Source organism: Planomicrobium sp. CPCC 101110, from assembly GCF_007859395.1.
Taxonomy (GTDB): domain Bacteria; phylum Bacillota; class Bacilli; order Bacillales_A; family Planococcaceae; genus Planococcus.
Window position 1 is genome coordinate 259,713 of sequence record NZ_VOHD01000006.1, and the last position, 17,122, is coordinate 276,834.

General features: G+C 47.9%; 22 protein-coding genes. 6 read left to right on the forward strand and 16 right to left on the reverse strand.

What is annotated here, in order from left to right; translation table 11 throughout:
* The first annotated feature begins 253 nt into the window (after nucleotides 1–253).
* The gene (locus FQV30_RS09140; RefSeq protein WP_146499851.1) at nucleotides 254–655 is read left to right on the forward strand and encodes a DUF4304 domain-containing protein; all 402 of its coding nucleotides are present in this window, start codon (nucleotides 254–256) and stop codon (nucleotides 653–655) included.
* Nucleotides 656–765: 110 nt separating this feature from the next.
* On the opposite strand, the gene FQV30_RS09145 is transcribed toward FQV30_RS09140, so the two are convergent.
* The 3 genes from FQV30_RS09145 to FQV30_RS09155 form a co-directional block, all read right to left on the reverse strand.
* A complete protein-coding gene (locus tag FQV30_RS09145; RefSeq protein ID WP_146499852.1) occupies nucleotides 766–945 on the reverse strand; it encodes a hypothetical protein in 180 nt (59 codons plus the stop codon).
* Between the two features lie 59 nt (nucleotides 946–1,004).
* Nucleotides 1,005–1,883, reverse strand: coding sequence for a hypothetical protein (locus tag FQV30_RS09150; protein WP_146499853.1), 879 nt, complete (start codon nucleotides 1,881–1,883; stop codon nucleotides 1,005–1,007).
* Between the two features lie 99 nt (nucleotides 1,884–1,982).
* Entirely contained in the window at nucleotides 1,983–2,522 is a 540-nt protein-coding gene (locus FQV30_RS09155; RefSeq protein WP_146499854.1) for a cupin domain-containing protein, read from the reverse strand.
* A 70-nt stretch (nucleotides 2,523–2,592) separates the two neighbouring features.
* Between FQV30_RS09155 and FQV30_RS09160 the strand changes: the two genes are divergently transcribed.
* Complete coding sequence (locus FQV30_RS09160) at nucleotides 2,593–3,003, forward strand: GNAT family N-acetyltransferase (protein ID WP_146499855.1); 411 nt, start codon at nucleotides 2,593–2,595, stop codon at nucleotides 3,001–3,003.
* A gap of 450 nt (nucleotides 3,004–3,453) precedes the next feature.
* Here FQV30_RS09160 and FQV30_RS09165 read toward each other — a convergent pair whose 3' ends face one another.
* A complete protein-coding gene (locus tag FQV30_RS09165; protein ID WP_146499856.1) occupies nucleotides 3,454–3,831 on the reverse strand; it encodes a VOC family protein in 378 nt (125 codons plus the stop codon).
* Nucleotides 3,832–3,946: 115 nt separating this feature from the next.
* Nucleotides 3,947–4,828 carry a DMT family transporter gene (locus FQV30_RS09170; protein WP_146499857.1) on the reverse strand — a complete coding sequence of 294 codons (882 nt, stop codon included), beginning with the start codon at nucleotides 4,826–4,828 and terminating at the stop codon, nucleotides 3,947–3,949.
* A 126-nt stretch (nucleotides 4,829–4,954) separates the two neighbouring features.
* Here FQV30_RS09170 and FQV30_RS09175 point away from each other — a divergent pair, with 126 nt between their 5' ends.
* Nucleotides 4,955–5,836 (forward strand): aldo/keto reductase, encoded by an 882-nt coding sequence (locus tag FQV30_RS09175; RefSeq protein WP_146499858.1) that lies wholly within the window; start codon nucleotides 4,955–4,957, stop codon nucleotides 5,834–5,836.
* A gap of 77 nt (nucleotides 5,837–5,913) precedes the next feature.
* Here the strand turns inward: FQV30_RS09175 and FQV30_RS09180 are convergent, their stop codons facing one another.
* From FQV30_RS09180 to FQV30_RS09205, 6 genes are all read right to left on the reverse strand, one after another.
* Nucleotides 5,914–6,345: a phosphate-starvation-inducible protein PsiE gene (locus FQV30_RS09180; protein WP_146499859.1), complete on the reverse strand. Its 432-nt coding sequence runs from the start codon at nucleotides 6,343–6,345 to the stop codon at nucleotides 5,914–5,916.
* Nucleotides 6,346–6,480: 135 nt separating this feature from the next.
* On the reverse strand, nucleotides 6,481–7,689 hold the full coding sequence (locus FQV30_RS09185; protein ID WP_146499860.1) for a cation:proton antiporter: 1,209 nt from the start codon (nucleotides 7,687–7,689) through the stop codon (nucleotides 6,481–6,483).
* Between the two features lie 153 nt (nucleotides 7,690–7,842).
* On the reverse strand, nucleotides 7,843–8,826 hold the full coding sequence (locus tag FQV30_RS09190) for a ring-cleaving dioxygenase (protein WP_146499861.1): 984 nt from the start codon (nucleotides 8,824–8,826) through the stop codon (nucleotides 7,843–7,845).
* A 131-nt stretch (nucleotides 8,827–8,957) separates the two neighbouring features.
* Nucleotides 8,958–9,161 (reverse strand): nucleic acid-binding protein, encoded by a 204-nt coding sequence (locus tag FQV30_RS09195; RefSeq protein WP_222434323.1) that lies wholly within the window; start codon nucleotides 9,159–9,161, stop codon nucleotides 8,958–8,960.
* 729 nt (nucleotides 9,162–9,890) lie between these two features.
* Nucleotides 9,891–10,070: a hypothetical protein gene (locus FQV30_RS09200; RefSeq protein WP_146499862.1), complete on the reverse strand. Its 180-nt coding sequence runs from the start codon at nucleotides 10,068–10,070 to the stop codon at nucleotides 9,891–9,893.
* A gap of 66 nt (nucleotides 10,071–10,136) precedes the next feature.
* A complete protein-coding gene (locus FQV30_RS09205; RefSeq protein ID WP_186725603.1) occupies nucleotides 10,137–10,646 on the reverse strand; it encodes a glycine/sarcosine/betaine reductase selenoprotein B family protein in 510 nt (169 codons plus the stop codon).
* A 399-nt stretch (nucleotides 10,647–11,045) separates the two neighbouring features.
* Between FQV30_RS09205 and nhaC the strand changes: the two genes are divergently transcribed.
* The 3 genes from nhaC to FQV30_RS09220 all read left to right on the forward strand — a co-directional run bounded on the left by nhaC (nucleotide 11,046) and on the right by FQV30_RS09220 (nucleotide 14,334).
* Entirely contained in the window at nucleotides 11,046–12,431 is a 1,386-nt protein-coding gene (gene nhaC / locus FQV30_RS09210) for a Na+/H+ antiporter NhaC (protein ID WP_146499864.1), read from the forward strand.
* Nucleotides 12,432–12,606: 175 nt separating this feature from the next.
* Entirely contained in the window at nucleotides 12,607–14,103 is a 1,497-nt protein-coding gene (locus FQV30_RS09215; protein WP_146499865.1) for a UDP-N-acetylmuramoyl-L-alanyl-D-glutamate--2,6-diaminopimelate ligase, read from the forward strand.
* Between the two features lie 72 nt (nucleotides 14,104–14,175).
* On the forward strand, nucleotides 14,176–14,334 hold the full coding sequence (locus FQV30_RS09220) for a hypothetical protein (protein ID WP_186725605.1): 159 nt from the start codon (nucleotides 14,176–14,178) through the stop codon (nucleotides 14,332–14,334).
* Between the two features lie 79 nt (nucleotides 14,335–14,413).
* On the opposite strand, the gene FQV30_RS09225 is transcribed toward FQV30_RS09220, so the two are convergent.
* From FQV30_RS09225 to FQV30_RS09240, 5 genes are all read right to left on the reverse strand, one after another.
* Nucleotides 14,414–14,629 carry a hypothetical protein gene (locus FQV30_RS09225; RefSeq protein WP_146499867.1) on the reverse strand — a complete coding sequence of 72 codons (216 nt, stop codon included), beginning with the start codon at nucleotides 14,627–14,629 and terminating at the stop codon, nucleotides 14,414–14,416.
* A 104-nt stretch (nucleotides 14,630–14,733) separates the two neighbouring features.
* Nucleotides 14,734–15,915 carry a cation:proton antiporter gene (locus tag FQV30_RS09230; protein ID WP_146499868.1) on the reverse strand — a complete coding sequence of 394 codons (1,182 nt, stop codon included), beginning with the start codon at nucleotides 15,913–15,915 and terminating at the stop codon, nucleotides 14,734–14,736.
* Between the two features lie 5 nt (nucleotides 15,916–15,920).
* The gene (locus FQV30_RS09235) at nucleotides 15,921–16,418 is read right to left on the reverse strand and encodes a cation:proton antiporter regulatory subunit (protein WP_146499869.1); all 498 of its coding nucleotides are present in this window, start codon (nucleotides 16,416–16,418) and stop codon (nucleotides 15,921–15,923) included.
* Between the two features lie 173 nt (nucleotides 16,419–16,591).
* Nucleotides 16,592–16,762, reverse strand: coding sequence for a hypothetical protein (locus FQV30_RS17960; protein WP_186725607.1), 171 nt, complete (start codon nucleotides 16,760–16,762; stop codon nucleotides 16,592–16,594).
* Nucleotides 16,763–16,814: 52 nt separating this feature from the next.
* Nucleotides 16,815–17,084 carry a hypothetical protein gene (locus FQV30_RS09240; RefSeq protein ID WP_146499870.1) on the reverse strand — a complete coding sequence of 90 codons (270 nt, stop codon included), beginning with the start codon at nucleotides 17,082–17,084 and terminating at the stop codon, nucleotides 16,815–16,817.
* Between the last annotated feature and the right edge of the window lie 38 nt (nucleotides 17,085–17,122).

A 17,122-nucleotide genomic window follows, 5' to 3' on the forward strand; every position in this document is an offset into this window, starting at 1 on the left:
GGTATGTTGAATCTTCTTCCTTGTCGAATGAGATTTAGGAATACGTTTCAAAAGGTTAGCTGCACTGTATCACAATATTTCTAATTTATAAATAGCTGCAGTTACGAGAGCACGCAAGACAATATTACAGAATTTCTTTGAACTTTATCTGTATCAGAAATGCGATAGTTTACGCCTTTCAGAGTCTCATGCTTAACTCATTGCCCGAGAAGGAAAGAGGTGTTTTCTTGGAAACAGTTTAACTAAAGAACAAATGATTGAATGTTTTAAACCCGTTTTCAAACAATACGGATTTAAGAAAATGAAAACAAACTGGAGAAAAACAACAGATGACCTGATATTAGTTCTGAACATTCAAGGATTCCAGTGGAGTAAAGAGGTTTTTTATATAAACGTGGGCGTATACATTAAGGCTCTTGGTGAAGCGCAAAATCCCCCGGAGTATAGTTGTCATGTTAGAAGCAGGATTAATGAGAGAGATAAGCCGTGTTTATCATTATGCAACGAAATACTGGAATGGTTCGAAAAACACGATAGCACGCAAAAGCTTAAATCGCTTAATAGTGAAAACGGTCTTCCTGTGATTACAATAGTAGATGCTAAGAACTACCTTGATGAGGCAGATCCCTCCAACCAGGAACAGGAGAGTCCTTGAATTTGAGCATTTCTCAATTTTCCATAAGAAACCACTCTGAAATTTAACAGAGCCAAATAGAAAAACGCCTTCGCTTCAGAAAGAGAAGTGGGGCGTTTGCGTAGTCAGGGCTACTGATTGGTGATGCGGCGCACAAGAGGATCTTCTTTCGTGACATGCACGGGTTTGATCCGCGGGCTTGTTGGCCGGGCATCTTCATTATACCGGCGATGGGCACGGGCTTTTGCCAGCTTTCGCACAGCGCGTTCTTTTACGTCTTCTGTTCTGAATGGAGTTTTAGCAAGTGTCATTCCAACCACTCCTTTTGTTTAGTATAGCTAACGCGTAGGGGAGCGTCAATTGCAGCAGGCTACGCGTCCGGTCCAGCAGGCGATGTCAGTGCCAGCAGAAATTCGTAGTTTTCGATGGATTTGCTTACGGCGTTGTGCAGCGATTCGAACAGCGACTGGTCAAAATAGTCGAATTCCTGCGTGTAGCTGCTAATGACGGTGATCCATTCCTGTTCCCGGTACGTATAAGCATAAACAAAATAATTCTTCTCCAGCATATTGTTCGGATCCGCTTTGTTCCAAAGGATGGAACTTCCGGATTCTTTGGATGCCGCTACCAGGTCGTCCAATTTTGAAGGGAACGGCTCGGTATAAAGCTCATAGGAAAAGCGGGTATCGAGCGGTTCGTTTTTGTACCATGCTTGCAGTTCTGTTAAATAAAACTCCAAGACATCTTGGTAACTGAGACCAATTTCATCTAAGATTTCAAGTGAGCGTTCGGCAGCGGCATCGCTTGTCAAATACAGCATGTATTTCGCTTTTGTGGCGCTTGTTTCAATTGTCTCAATAGCGGCTTGTTCGATGTCGTTCACTTCGAATTCCAGATTGAACAGCTTCAAGCGCTTGAGCCGCCTGAAAGCGACTGGAATAACTAAAAATAATAGCATCCAGACCAGGAGCAAAAACAGACCCCTGAAAACCACTTGGTTAAAATCGGACTGGACAATCGGCTTGACCAGCAAGTTGACCCAAGTTTCAGGAGCCGTATCGTTTGCAGGAGCAGTGTCTGTCTGCAGCAACAACGCTCTCGGGTTGTGCTGTACGGTATCAAGGGCGATGCTAGCTGAAGCCGTCAGCATCCAGCCGATGATGACGACAATACCGAATGTGTATACATATGGGATGAAGAAGTTAATCCATTGGAAAAAGGAGCGGTTTTCGTTTGATTTCAGAGGCAATAGGGATCACTCGATTCGGGTTTACTAAGCCGTAGCTTTCGGATCCATTATACCATACGGCGGCATCTGAACAGGCAACCGCTTAAACATGCTTTTGTTTCAGCTATATTCCTTCTTATACCCCAACAAAATCGCTATGGGCTTGAGTGGGGTGAATAGCAGTTTTTGCACAGCCCATGGCGGCTTGGTGAGCCGGATGTCGCTTTGATGGTATAACAGCAAACGAGTCATTAAAAAGAGATTTGCCGTTCCTTTTTTGTTGAGTTTGCCGTCTCTTGCCAACGCAAAATAGGTTCTGAAGAATGTTTCAATCGTCAAGGCGGGAGAAAAGCGCTGTATGGAATGCGCTTCTTCAGGGCCTTCATTCCAGAAAAAGTGGGGCACACCAGGCGGTATGACGACTTTCTCGCCAGGACCGACAATTTGAATGGTGCCGTTGATGCTGAAATGCACTTTTCCAGAGATCACTTCAGCAGAACTTTCTTGTTTGGGGTGGACATGTTCCGGTTCTTTCGGAGCACCTGGAGGATTGAAAGATTCGATTTCGAGCAATGCACCATTTGTATCCATGGCGGTTTTACGAAAAATCATCGTTTGGCCTGAGTGAGGATTTGTTATGATCAAGTTTGTTTTTACCATTTTTTGACCTCCTAACTAATATGCGCTACAGTCATATCTGGTTTCATAAAAGAAACGGAGGGTGAAGGCCTTGAAAATCCAAATTCGAATTACCACAGAACAGCCATCCGGTTTTAAGGGCGTTTTGAATTTGTATGAAACGCTGGGCTGGAATTCGTTCGACATGAAAGAAGACGACTTCAGAAAAATGTGCACGCAAAGCTGGTTTGTTGTATATGCCTATGATCAAAGCCGATTGGTGGGCATGGGACGGATCATTTCGGACGGTGTGATTTCAGCAATCATATGTGGACTGGGCGTCGCACCGACGCATCAGCAGCTCGGAATCGGCAAACAATTGATGGAGCAGCTGATCGAGAAATGTTTAACCAGCGGGATCAATCCGCAATTGATGTGCGTCGAAAGTTTGGAGCCGTATTATGAATCGCTGGGCTTCAGGAAGTTCGCAATCGGCATGGCTTGGGATCCAAGCGGCAAGTGATCCCAAACACCGAACCATATCACGAGAAAGGACAAGAGAGGCGGAGACAAAAAGGCCTCTCTTGCTCAACAAATATTTTAGTTTACATAATATAAATTATCGGAAGTAGCGTTTCATTTAGTAAGTATACTTTTAATAGTGAGACGAAACCGGATTTTCGGCCTTTTTACGCTATTTTCACTGATTTCTTTGCATTCGTTTTTTACGTGGCTTTTGCTCGGTTCTGAACCATCGCTTTTGAAACGTCTCACGGGCCTCAGCTTCAAAGTTTCGATGCTTCCGGACCAAACCGATTTCGTCTCATGGCGTCTGGAAATCTGTTCGAGTTTTCAAGCATAGATTGACAGTTGAGTTCTTGATTTTATTTTCTGCGGTTCGCATGCTGTCACAAATCAAGTTCTCTATAAATGAGAATCCAGCTTATCAGATGATTTCAGACTGCCTTTATCATTACATGACCAGCAAATTCCATTTATGGCCATCCACATCGCTGAATCCGGCCCCGAAAAAGCTGTTCCGTTCGCCCGGCTCTGAATAGACGGCACCGCCGGCAGATTCCGCTTTTCGGACCAGTTCATGCACTTCTTCCTCAGAATTGACGGAAATTGACAGCAAAACTTCGTTTCCTTGATTGGTATCGGCTATGTTGCTGCCTGTGAACGATTGAAACGTCTCTTCCGGAATCAGCATAACCATGGCTCCTTGGCTGCCGACCTTTACACCTGCCATGTCTTCACGCTCATTCACCGTAAATTCCAAAGCACGAAAAAAATCCATCGATTTCTGAAGATCCCTTACCGGTAGATTGATCCAGCATTCTTTTGCCATCTTGCAGTCCTCCGTTTCATGCGAATCTTATAGCGCCGCTTCCAAACAAAACAGATGCTATCCCGAATAAAACATTTGCTATCGCCTCTAAATAGTTTGAATATTCGAACTTAATTCATTTTACTATACTCTCCGCAGTTTGTTTATCAGGCCAATTTACCAGAAATATCCCGATGAAAATCATGCTGCCGCCTGTCAGGACCGTGTATCCGATATGTTCACCAAGCAGCCACCAGCCGCTGATCACGCCGAAAAATGGCGCTAGGAAAAGAAATGCGCTGACTTTGCCGGGATTTCCTTTTTGCAGCAGGTAAAACCATATGGCAAATTGAACTATCGAAGCCGGAATGGCAAGCCATAAAATAACGGCAGCCGACACAGCGTTGAAGTTTAGGTATGCATTTTCCAGGAATGCGCTGCCCAGCAGCAAAAGACCGCCGCCAAAAAGCATCTGATATGCCGTTAGGACCCAAATGTCGAAACGCTTCCCCCACCTTTTGATCAATAAGGTCGCAATGGCCCACGAAACGGCGCTGAACAGCCCGAAAACCGTGCCGATTTCCATTTGCAGCTGGCCGCCCATTGCCACGACCACCCCGATAAACCCCACAAGGACCCCTGACCACTGGACCATCCGGTAACGGAGGCCGAGCGCCAGTGAACCGAACAGGACGACCAACAGCGGGTTCATGAATGTAAGGATGGCCGATTCTCCCGCTGTAATGGTCCGCAAACTCAAGAATATCGCTCCCATGACACCGGCTGTCTGGAATAAGCCGATGCAAAAAATGCGCAGCCAATCCTGCGGCGTTTTCGGATGCGGCCGCTTCAGGAATTGGACTAATGCCATCATTAAAACACCAGCCAAAGTAAAGCGGATGCCCACCAGCAGCAGCGGAGACACATATTCCAACCCGATTTTTCCAACGGCAAAAGAAGAACCCATCAAACTCGTCGTTATGACAACCAAAAAAACAAAAGCCAGTTTGCCAGCCAATGTCTCCCTCCCTTCACCTTGACTACCTATTCTGCATGCCTCGCGCATTGTCCTGCCTTTTCTGTTTTGATCCACGCCTGCAGGGAAAAGAAGATACGACCCACTATTCGGAAAGGATTTGATCTTTTGGACCAACAAGCAATTTCAAAAGCGCTTCAACAGCAAACCGTCACTTTGCCAGATGGCACACGCCTCCCTGCAATAGGGCAAGGCACATGGAATATCGGAGACGATCCGTCGCGAAAAAACCAAGAAATAGCAGCCCTTCGGCGAGGTTTGGAGCTCGGCATGACCGTGATCGACACGGCGGAAATGTACGGCGAAGGCAAATCGGAACAGCTTGTCGGGGAAGCGATCCAAGGAAAGCGTGAGCAGGTTTTCCTGGTATCCAAAGCCTATCCGCAAAACGCGGGCTTGGAACGCATCAAGAAAGCGTGCGAAAACAGCTTGAAGCGGCTGGGAACCGATTCGCTCGACTTGTACTTGCTGCATTGGCGCGGAAGGGTCCCGCTCGCCGAAACCGTCGAAGGCATGGAACAGCTGAAAGCGGAAGGCAAAATCAAACGCTGGGGCGTATCGAATTTCGATACCGCAGACATGGAAGAATTGTGGAGCGTGCCAAACGGGAGCAACTGTGCCACCAACCAGGTGCTTTACCATCTGGGTTCCCGCGGCATCGAATATGACTTGAAGGACTGGCACAAAGCGCACAGCGTTCCGATCATGGCATATAGCCCACTGGCGCAGGGCGGTTCCCTCCGGCGTGAATTGTTGACCAACGCGGCCCTTAAAAAGATCGCCGACAAACATCATGCCGCTCCCCTGCAAATCGCACTTGCCTGGACGCTGCGTTCCGGCAATGTGCTGGCTATCCCGAAAGCGGGCCAAGCCGCCCATGTGGAGGCAAATGCCCAGGCAGCGGCCATAGAGCTTGCACCAGAAGACTTGAAGCAATTGGACCAAGCTTTCCCTGGCCCTGGCCATAAAACGCCTCTAGACATCATTTAAGCGCTTTTCAGCGGCACCGTAAATACAGAAAAGCATTCGGATTCGAGACCGAATGCTTTTTTTCTAGGAATCCTGCTTTACGCATCTTCCGCTCCCCTGCGTCTAAAGGAGAAGGGACTTTCCAGCCTTTCCCCTGGCGTGATGTTCATGATGAAATAGCCGGCAATCAATACCAAAATCACCATAGAATTATATAGGGATGCTTTTGCATCATCATGTTCCACTATAATAAGACGGACCATGGCGGCAATTCCGATATAAATGAAATACCGGAGCGGGAAATGATAGTGTTCCTTGAAATACTTGACAATCATCGAAATGAATTCAAAGTACAGAAAGAAGATGAGGATCCGGGCAAAAAACGCTTGATAGTCTTCTGTTCCACCCTTAAGAACAAGCTGGCCAAACACAATCAGTTCTTTTGCCAGCTGATATGCCAGAAAAGCCCCAAGAACAATCAGCGAACTGTTCAAAACCACTTGAAGGATGCCCGGAATCCTTGCTGCCATGCTACCAAAACGTTTTTTTATTGGAAGTTCCGCCCTTCTATACCGAAATCGCTCTTGTGAACAGGCTATAGAATAACAGGACGGTTTTGAGCGGCTGTCAAGGACATGTGCGGTTTTTGTTAAGCTATGCCGAATTTACCCGCCGCTTTTTTGGGGCAGCAGTTTCGCTAACGGAAAGATGCCCATGCTCTGGATCACAAGCGACAGCAAAATTGCCGCAAACGCCAATGAAACGAGCAGCTGATTGCCTTCAGAAGCAGTGGATTCCAGCCAGAGCAGCAACGCTACTGACATGCTCCCTTTTATGCCGGCCCAGGACATCAAGGCCGTTGTGGAAAAGTCGCTGTCAAACTCATTGCGCCAGGCCGGAACGCCGTATACGAAGCCCCCCAGCACGAGGAATCGGGCAATGACAGAAAGGAAGAAAATCATGATTGCCGCTCCCCAGTGCGGAAAGGCCAAGTATTCGGTCATCTGTATCCCGATGAGCAAAAACAAGACCGACAAGACTGTAGGGTTGATGATATCCCAAAATCCGTCCAATGACTCTTTCAGCTTGTCTTCCTTGATCGACCGGCCGATTTCAAAAGAAAGCATGATGCCGGCGACAACCGTAGCCAAAACCCCCGAACCCCCGATGGCTTCGGCAATGTAGAAGCCGCCATAAGCCACAACAATCGTCAGCATCACTTGATACTGCTTATGGTGCGTAAAACGGATGGCTTTGCTTAAAAGCCATCCCGACATTAAACCGATCGCGACGCCTCCCAGGGAAACCAGGAAAAAATCCCCGATAAGCCTGCCGATGGAAAATCCGTTCCCCGTCTCGAACATGGACAGGAAAATGGTGAACAGCACAATGCTTGTCCCGTCGTTTACCATCGATTCTCCTTCCACAATGTCTGCGATTTGTTCTTGTCCGGTACTGTTCTTTATGATAGCGGTAACCGATACGGGATCTGTCGGCACCAGTATGGCCGCCAACAGGAATGCCGCTGTCCAAGAAATCGGGACAAGCGAGCCGCTGATGAAGTATATGCCGATCCCAAGCAAAGCTGTCGTGGCAAAGAGACCGGCGGTGCTGAGTGTCGCGATGATGCCGAAGTTTTTCTTCAGCTGGCTTTGCGGGAATTGATAGGCGGATGTAAACAGCAGCGCTGGGAGGAAGACATTAAAAATGACGTCTTTCGATATCTTCAATGAAGAGAAAAAAGGGAGAAATGAAAGGGCGATGCCCAGCAGAACGAGCACTACCGGTACGGGAAAATAGTTCTTTTTCAAGTCGATCGTATAGACGACATAGCCGATCAGCAGCAGCACAAGGACTTGATGGGTAATCGTCATAAGATTCTCCTCAAATGCGAATGTTTTTACTTTTGTTTTCCTTCCTGAATCTGGTTTAAACCTCAATTTTTCACAGTTCGCTTGGCAAGCAGAGTTGGAAACAAAAAAACACCAGCAAAGCCTATCGGCGTTTGCTGGTGGAAAAGTTGCGCATTACAGGTATTCTTTTTCGAATTCGATCGTGCTTCGGACCGTATTGATCGGGCGGACCATTTTTTCAATCTGTTCGCGTTTGCCTTCAAGGAACGGCGGCAAAGACAATTTTTCGCCGACGGTTTCATACGGCTCATCGCCAAGGAACCCAGGGCCGTCCGTTGCCCATTCAAACAAGATGCCAGGCGCCACACGTGCGTACAGCGATTCGAAGAAGAAACGGTCAACATGGCCGGAAGTTCCGAAACCGAAGTTTTCCATCCGTTCTGTCCATTCGTCCAGCACGGAGCGGTCTTCAACTCGGAACGCGGCATGGTGGACAGTCCCGAACCCTTGGCGCCCTTGCGGCAAGACCGTATTGTACTCGACGATCACTTGCGCGCCGTTCCCGCCTTCGCCCACTTCAAACAGATGGAGTGAACCTTCTTTGGCGATTTCGCGGAACAGCATGGCTTTTTCCAGCACTTCTTTCAAATAGTCGAACTGGGCGATCCGGATATGGATCGGTCCAAGGCCGGTAATCGCGAATTCCAGCGGAACAGGCCCTTTTTGCCACGGCGTCCCGGATGCGATGCCTTCGTTATGCTCATCCGACACCAGCATATACTGCTGATCATCAAAATCCGTGAACGACAGCGTTTGCTTGCCGAACAGCTCTTTGATGCCTGAATGCTTGACTTCATACTTGTCGAAACGCTTTACCCAATAGTCAAGCGCTGCATCTGTCGGCACGCGGAACGATGTTTTATAAATCTCGTTGGTTCCGTGCGTGCCTTTTTGGATTCCAGGAAAATCGAAGAACGTCATATCAGTTCCCGCAGACCCTTTATCATCCGCAAAGAACAGATGGTAAGTCTGGATGTCGTCCTGGTTGACTGTTTTCTTGACTAGGCGCATGCCTAATACATAGGTGAAAAATTCATAGTTCTTTTCTGCGCTGCTGGTGATGGCGGTGACGTGGTGCATTCCTTTAATGTGGTTCATAATGGACAAACTCCCTTTCAAAGTGGAATGGAACTGAAAAAATATCTTGAATTCGAGATAATTTTACCTTTTCTATTCTGAGCTGTCAACCATGTTGTTTCGGTCCCTAAAAAACGAATCCTTCTGGCGCGTTACCGGGTAAACTCGCTGGGATTGTCTATATATAAAGCGGTGTATCCGCACTTCGGGCAGACTGCGGCTTTTGGTTTGGCGGATGCCCGTCTAAAAAGCCCGCCTCCTTTTCGGCTGATTTTCAGGCCGTACATCCCGCCTTCAACCGTTACTTTGCAGCCAGCGATCATTTCGGTTTTGCATTGATGGCATAAGGTTTTCATTGTGTTTTCACCTTCTCCCTTTTTTTAAAACGGCCGTCCTTGCTAGTAACATGAAAAGTTGCTTTAACGAAAGGTTTTTGCGTCTGTTCAAAACATATATTCAAGAACTTCTTCGGCATACGTTCAAACGCCCCCCGATTGACCCTGCCACATATTGTATCAGTGCGTTTCCATAAAGTGCGATTTCTGGTGCGGGATTAACAAAAAAGGATATTCTTACGATTTCCAAAAAACAGAAGGAACGCTGTATTATATAAGAGCTTATGAAATGATCCATGGGAAATTGGAAACGCAAAAACTTTTTACGGTTGATTTCAATAGCAAAAAAGTAAATTTGATCGAACGATTCAATGACTGAGCGGACCAAGAAAACGTACGCCAAAACAAAATGCGCCTGCCTTCTGGGGCTTTGGTTTGCTAACCTACAATCAATGGGAAAGCCCGAAAGCTTTTATCAAATCCGCTCCTCCTCTTGTTTCTGATATGCACAACTGCGAAAAACCCGCGTATACAAGATTATTGATACACCGCCCGGAGCCGTTTAATAACTATCCGTTTTTATCATCGTTATTTCAGGCATTAAGTCCCTGTTTTTTTCCTATGCTCCTCTTCAATAATTAATGAATGGTTTTGGTGCGTTGAAGGATGGCAGGCTTCGCAGGATCAAACCTCAAACGAAAAAAGCCGCATGCTCTCTGGGAAACACGCGGCTTTTTTCGCTTAAGGCGGTTATTGATAGGTCAACCGCGTGCCAGAGGGCAGTTGTGCCAGTTCAAGCAATTGTTCCAAAACCCTCGTCCTCGCTTCAAAATCAAACGGCTCTCCGCACGGCCGGCCCATTTTAAACGGCACATGCAGCGTCCGCGGCGCCCCGACTTTCTCGGTCACTTCCGGAAAAATCGAGACCATGGCGGTTGCAATGCCGGCTTCCTCTATAGCCCGGGCATACAGCCCGAGAACGTTATGGCAAGATCCTCAGCCAGGCACCAGCAACGCCACATCAATATTTTCGTTTTGGAAAAACTCCACAACTTGCGGTATGGCATCGCGTTCCACCAGTTCTGTATCCAGTATGCCGCCGTTCAGGCCGATATTGACCTTGGCCACAGCCCCGATCTCACCGGATGCCGCGAGCTCCCTAAGCTGGGTGAGCGGAAAGACAATCGATGGATCGGTTTTCGCGTATTTGGTGTCATAATAGATATGGGTCACCGTCAAATCCGTTTCTTCTGTATTCCCGGGAATCAGGCGGAACGTCGGGTCTCCGGCTGGATTGTCGATATCAAACGGCGGATCCGTTTTTAAATGGACTCCGGCAGTGGAAATCAAAGCCACCGTGCATGCTTTGATGGGTTTTTGTACGGTCGTTCCGGGGAGGCCTTCGTTTTTGTTTGTGTGCTGCATCGTGAACTTCTGATAAGCTTCTGGAAAATTGTCTGCAAATGTTCGAGACAGTTTTGATTTGAGTTTGGTCTTGGCTTTCATCAGCATTCCTTCTTCCTATAGGAAATAGTCCCGCCCTGATTCTTGTTCATACTAAGAATTCGACTTGTTTGGGAGAAATCCTTGCGGCAAATGCGGATTTTAAAAATCTCCTTGACTTCATAAAAAGCCGTGGTAAGATTTTAAGCTATAAGCAACTATACATACGTTGAAAGATGTTCTAGTAATTCGATTGCGCGCAGCAGGCAGAGACTGAATGGATGGTGGAAGTTCAGGCGGCAATCCGGATGAAGTACACCATCTGCTGTTTTCAACTTTTTAACGAAGCGGATGGCTTTCAAGCTGTCAAATAGGGTGGTAACGCGGAGAAAACCTTCGTCCCTTTCTTAGGGATGGTAGGTTTTCTTTTTGTTTTTCATATATTAAGGGGGTTTCATCATTATGTTCCACATCAAAGCAGTATTTTCACCATCGGTCAAAGAATCAATGTTGTTGGTGGCGCTGATCGTCGCATCCATCAGTGTCAGCCTGATCAAATTTGGCGCCGTTCCGCACCTTCCCATTCTGTTTTCCATCCTTTTGCTGATTTGTTACGGCTTGCTCAAAAAAGTCCCGTACCGCCAGCTCGAGAGCGGACTGGTGCAAGGCGCCGGAGCGGGAATGAGCGCCGTCTTCCTGTTTTTCTTTATCGGCATCCTGATCAGCACCTGGATGATGAGCGGGACCATCCCGACACTTATCTATGCCGGATTCCACCTCATCACGCCGCTGTTTTTCTTCGCGATTGTCTTTGTGGTTTCGTCGATTGTCGGTTTGGCGGTCGGCAGCTCGCTGACGACTGTGGCGACCGTTGGCGTCGCATTCATCGGAATGGCCACGGTACTTGATGTATCTCTTGCCATTACAGCGGGTGCCATCGTTTCCGGTGCATTTTTCGGCGATAAAATGTCACCGGTATCGGATACGACCAACCTGGCTTCATCCATTGCCGATGTCGATCTGTTCGCGCATATCCGCAATATGGGCTGGACCACCATTCCGGCGTTTGTCTTATCGCTTCTCATCTTTGCTGTTCTTTCGCCGGATGTCGTCTTGAACGACATCGAAAAAATCCAAGAGTTCCAAGACGGACTTTTAGCTACCGGAACCATCCACTGGTATGCAGTTTTGCCGCTTGTGGCATTGGTCGTTCTCACCTTGAAGAAAGTGCCGGCGATGATGAATCTCGCCGTCAGCTCGATTCTCGCGATTGCCCTTTCGTACCTGCACCAAAGCTACCAGATGTCTGAAGTGTTCGGCATCCTGTTCGGCGGTTTCGTTTCAGAAACGGGAGTTGCCGATGTTGATGCGCTTTTGACCCGAGGCGGCATGGAAAGCATGTTCTTTACCATAGGACTGGTCCTGCTGTCGCTCAGCATGGGCGGACTGCTCTTTACACTCGGCGTCGTCCAGGCCTTGTTGGGGAAAGTCGAGAGCCTGCTGAACAAAGTGTCTTCTGTGATTGCCGCTGCAGCGATGACCGCAGTTGGCATCAACTTGTTGATCGGTGAACAGTATTTGTCCATTCTTTTGACCGGCCAAGCGTTCCGCGGCCAGTTCGATAAACTCGGACTGGCAGGCAAGAATTTGAGCCGCGTGATGGAAGACGCCGGAACAGTCGTGAACCCGCTCGTGCCCTGGAGCGTCTGCGGCATCTTTATCACGTCGGTCCTGGGCGTCTCGACTTTGTCTTATTTGCCGTTCGCGTTCTTCTGTCTGCTTTGCCCGGTGCTCACCGTGGTGTTTGGCTTTACTGGAAAAACGCTGACCTACAAGAAAGCGGAATAGGCAAACTGTATGAGACGAAGGAAACTTCAATAGAAAAGCCATCCGCCCATTTGGCTGCGGATGGCTTTTCTGTTTTTCATTTTCTTGCCTAACATTCTTTCGAATCTGCATAATTTCTCCACACTTCTTTCCTATAATGGGTGAATCTTATTTCTTACGCAGAGAGGTCGACCTGATGTTACTCAAAAACCTGATAAGCGAACTACAAACCATCCATACGATTGCTGAGGACGTGTTAGAACAAACCGTCCGGGGCATAGCCGAAGACTCCCGGCAAATCCAGCCAGGCTATCTTTTTGTCGCGATAAGCGGTTTTGGCAAAGATGGCCATCATTTCATCGGAAATGCCATTGAAAACGGCGCCTCTTTTATCGTAGGAGAAGCTGAGGGCCTCCAGCTGCCGGTGCCTTATCTTCAGGTGGCCGACAGCCGAAAAGCGCTCGGAATTTTAGCAAAAGCGTTCTATCATAATCCGTCAAAGGCGAAACTCATGATCGGGATTACCGGCACGAATGGCAAGACAACCACAAGCTATCTGTTGAAGCAGATTTTCGAAAGCGCCGGCAGATCCTGCACGGTAATGGGGACCATTCAAAACATCATAAACGGACAAGTGGCGAAAAGCTCCAATACCACCCCAAATTCTTTGGTGGCACACCAGCTTCTCGCAAAAAGCACAGACGACGTGGTCATCATGGAAGTATCTTCCCATGGGTTGTCACAGCATCGCATTGAAGGCCTGGAATTCGATTTTTGCCTGTTCACCAACCTGCATCATGAACATCTGGATTATCACGATACGCTAAGCGAGTACTTCCAGGCAAAATCCCGCCTGTTCGACTTCTTGAAACCTGGCGGAGCAGCCGTTGTTGGCACCGATACGATATGGGGCACAAAGCTGCTTGGCCAGCTTCAAACAAGGGGATTAAAAACGTTTGCGGTAGGAGAAACCGAAGAGAACAAAGGTGAGCTCGCATTCGATGTGAAAAATTCACGGATCCGGCTGGTGGAGGACGGGAAAAAGGTCCATGTGCCTTCTCCATTGGCCGGCATGCACAACCTGTTGAATACGTTAATGGCTTACTGCACAGCCCGGGCCGCCGGTTTGCCGCAGGAAGATATATTGGCCGCGCTCCACCAATTCACAGGAGTGGCCGGCAGATTCGAAACTTTCAAACTGCCCACTGGGGCGACCGTCATTATCGATTATGCGCATACACCGGATGCCTTGCTGCATGTCTTGACAACAGCCAAACAGCTCGATGCCAAGAGGATCGTCCATATTTTCGGTTTCAGAGGCAATCGGGACATCAGCAAAAGAAAAGACATGCTTTCCATTTGTTCCGAGTTGAGCGGCCAATACATATTGACGATGGACGACTTGAATTCGGTCGCTTACAGCGATATGTTAAGCGATTTGGTCCGTATGAATGAACAATATGGCAATGAAAAAGGCATAATCATGCCAGACCGCACATTGGCGATAAAATTTGCGATGGAGAACAGCAAACCGGGCGATTTCATCATCATCACCGGGAAAGGGCATGAAACCTACCAGCAATCCTACGAGCTTCCGGCGCAATCCGATCAGGAAGCCATGAATTATGTATTATCAGATTTAGAGACAGTTTCACCGGGGTTCGGACGGCAAGTTGAAAAATCCCTTTTTTGAAAATATATGGAATATGGCTCTTTCAGTATGCTAAGATGGGGGAAACGGCTAGGACTGAAAGGCGGAATCGGCATGTTGAGACTGGTGGACGGTTTGGCAGGAGCCATACAGGATTTGTTGAATGGATTGGTGAAAGCGGCCAGTTATTTTCTCGCGGGACTGATCCTTGTCGGGGCGCCGCTTTGGCTTCTGGCAAAGGTTTTGGAATGGATAAGTGCAACGTTTTTCTGACTGCTAGGGCGAGGCATTTCCGATTCGCTCCATTCAAAAAAGGATGCAGGCGAATGTAAGCCTGCACCCTTTTTGAAGTTCAGCCGCAACCGCCGCCATCTCCGCCTCCGCTTGAACCGCTGTCGGAACAGCCCCCGCCCCATCCGTTCGCGCTGCCTTGATCGCCCGAGTAAAAAAAGCCGTCGGCGCCATCCGGTTGGTTTTTGCCTTTTTTCGTTCCGCCGCTGTCCGTAAATACCGCTTGAATCACCGTTAAAACCAATAAGAAAACAAAGCCGATTGTTAAAATAGCCATTTTCTGGCCTCCTTTGAAAATATTTCTTGCTTAGTTATACGTGGATAAAGCAGAAAAGTTTCATTATTCGGAACTTTAAGGGCGCATGCACAAAAGGGGAATTTTTAGTCTTTTTCCCCTTTTGTGTAACTGTACATGCCCGCTTCTTTTTTCTTTCCCGCAAGTTTTGCTGAAATCCGCGGGGCAAATTGAAACAGGCCCACGCCAATTATGGCTGACAGCAAGATAAAAACACTGCTGAACGTCTTTAGGGAATCTGCAGCGAGAGCGGCGATGATGATGGAAAATTCCCCGCGCTGCGTCAGCGACAGCCCAGCCCGCAGGGACACTTTGTCAGACAAACCGTAAAGTTGCCCTCCCCAAAAACCGGTCAGGACTTTTGCAAGGATGGACCAAAGCAGAAGGACGGCCATCAGCGGAATCATCGGGATCCCATCGCCAAATTCGATCGTGGTGCCAAAGTAGACGAAAAACAAGGGCAGCAGAACGTTCCGGAACCGGATGACAATCCGGTGCAGTTCCTCCCCGCGCTTTACCTCCGCGACCATGATTCCGGCAAGAAATGCACCAAGAACTTCCGACAACCCCAACAAAAGGGCCAAGCCGCCGTAAGTCAAAGAAATGCCCAATACCAATAACATGAAAAAATCTTCCCCCACATACCGGTCCACAAAAAACCAGATTTTCCGGAACAAGAAAACCCCGATCAATATGGCTCCGGCAATCAGCAACAAAACGAGAAACAGCGTCCAGCCAATCATCCCGAAGGTCAAGCCGTTTCCGACGGCAAGGCTGGCAAGGACCGCTACAAGCACCGGTGAAAACAGATCTTCAAAAATCAATAGCCCCAGCATAAATTCCGCTTCTGGGTGGACCATCCGCTTGGAGCTTTCCAGCAGCTTGGCCGTCAAAGACGAACTGGTTGCATAAACGACGCCTCCCAGCAGGAGCGATGTGAACCAGTCGAGCTGAAAAGCGAGAGCGATTCCAACCGTAACGCCGAAGCTGAGAAGAATATCGAGCAGGCCCGCCACGTAGACTTTTCTGGCCAGGCCGATCAATTGCTTGATGGGAAATTCGATTCCCAGCATAAAGAACAACAGAACAATCCCCATTTCCCCTGCAAAATGAAGCAAATGAGACCCCGCTAACGCGCCGCCAACCCCGATTCCAAGCAACAGGTAAACAATCACATCCGGGAAGCGGAATTTGAAAGCCAACCAGCCTCCTGCAAAAAGGAGCAGCAGCAATAAGCCTGCAGACAACAGTTCCGGAAATTCGGCCATGGCACTTATCCTTTGCCTTTGCAGGCGGCTTCAAAGCGGCTGACTGCTTCTTTTTTCCCGATGACCAGCAAGGTGTCTCCTGCTAATATCACAAAATCATCCTGCGGCTTCGGCAAAATGTCTTTCTCCCGCACTACCCCTACGATTGATACATCTTCAGGAACGCGCAGCTGGGCAGCCTTTACCGTTTGATCGGCAAGCGATGAAGCTTTTTTCACTTTGATCCAATCGACGAGCATTTTTTGCCGCATGATCCGGAAGCGCTCAAAACTTTCTTCGTCTACTGTTTCATTGCCGATCCCAAGGAGCCTTGCGCCGAATTCTTTTGCTTCGTCCGAAGTGAAGACCGTTGAAAACAGAACCTCCTCATCATCTTCGTCGTTCATAAAATAGATTTCCCGTTTACCGCTGTAATGATGAATGATCACTGTTGAAATGCCGTCCCGGTTTGTAAAAGAAATGCGTTTTCCTATACCGGGCAGATCCTGTTCCCGAATGCGCATCTCCGTTCCTCCTTTCGCCAACAGGCCAGTTAAAAGTTGAGCCTAAAAAAGTCCACCGGAGCGGTGGACTTTTTTGATTTGCCATCTGGATGCAAAGAATTTTCAGCCGATAGGTTTTTCTGTAAGGTGAAGGGTGCATGCATATGTAGGTACAGCAGGTTCACCGAAAGTCACTAGGCTTGAATAGCTGGCATTTCAGCATCGCTGTTTTCCTCGGCTGCGGCCATGACAGCTGCTTTTTCTTTTTTGTACTGCTTGTATCCTTTGATATAGTCTTTGTACATTTCCAAGTAATTCACAGTAATCTTATCCATTCCTTTTACTTCGTTTGTGATAATAGCCATTTGATATTTCCTCCTTTTAGTGGTGACGCTTATTGAGTAAATGTTTGACTGATTATGCCGTGACCGAAATGATGAATATTTTGATAAGATACAAACCGAGGCTTAAACTGTTGGCCAAAATCAGGTATAGCTTCAAATCGCCTTTTGGGCCAGTGAGTGCAAAAAGGATGCCGGCTGCACCGATCAAGCAAGGGAAATATACATTAAAACTCATTAATAAGTTCATCGGGGCATTTACCCAATGAATAGAAGCCAAACCCAAAGGAACGATGGTTACGAGAAAAAAGAAAACAGACATGAAGGAAAGGAAGTTTCTCAGCATCCAACCGCCTCTTTCGTTCAGTTATACTCGAATCGCAT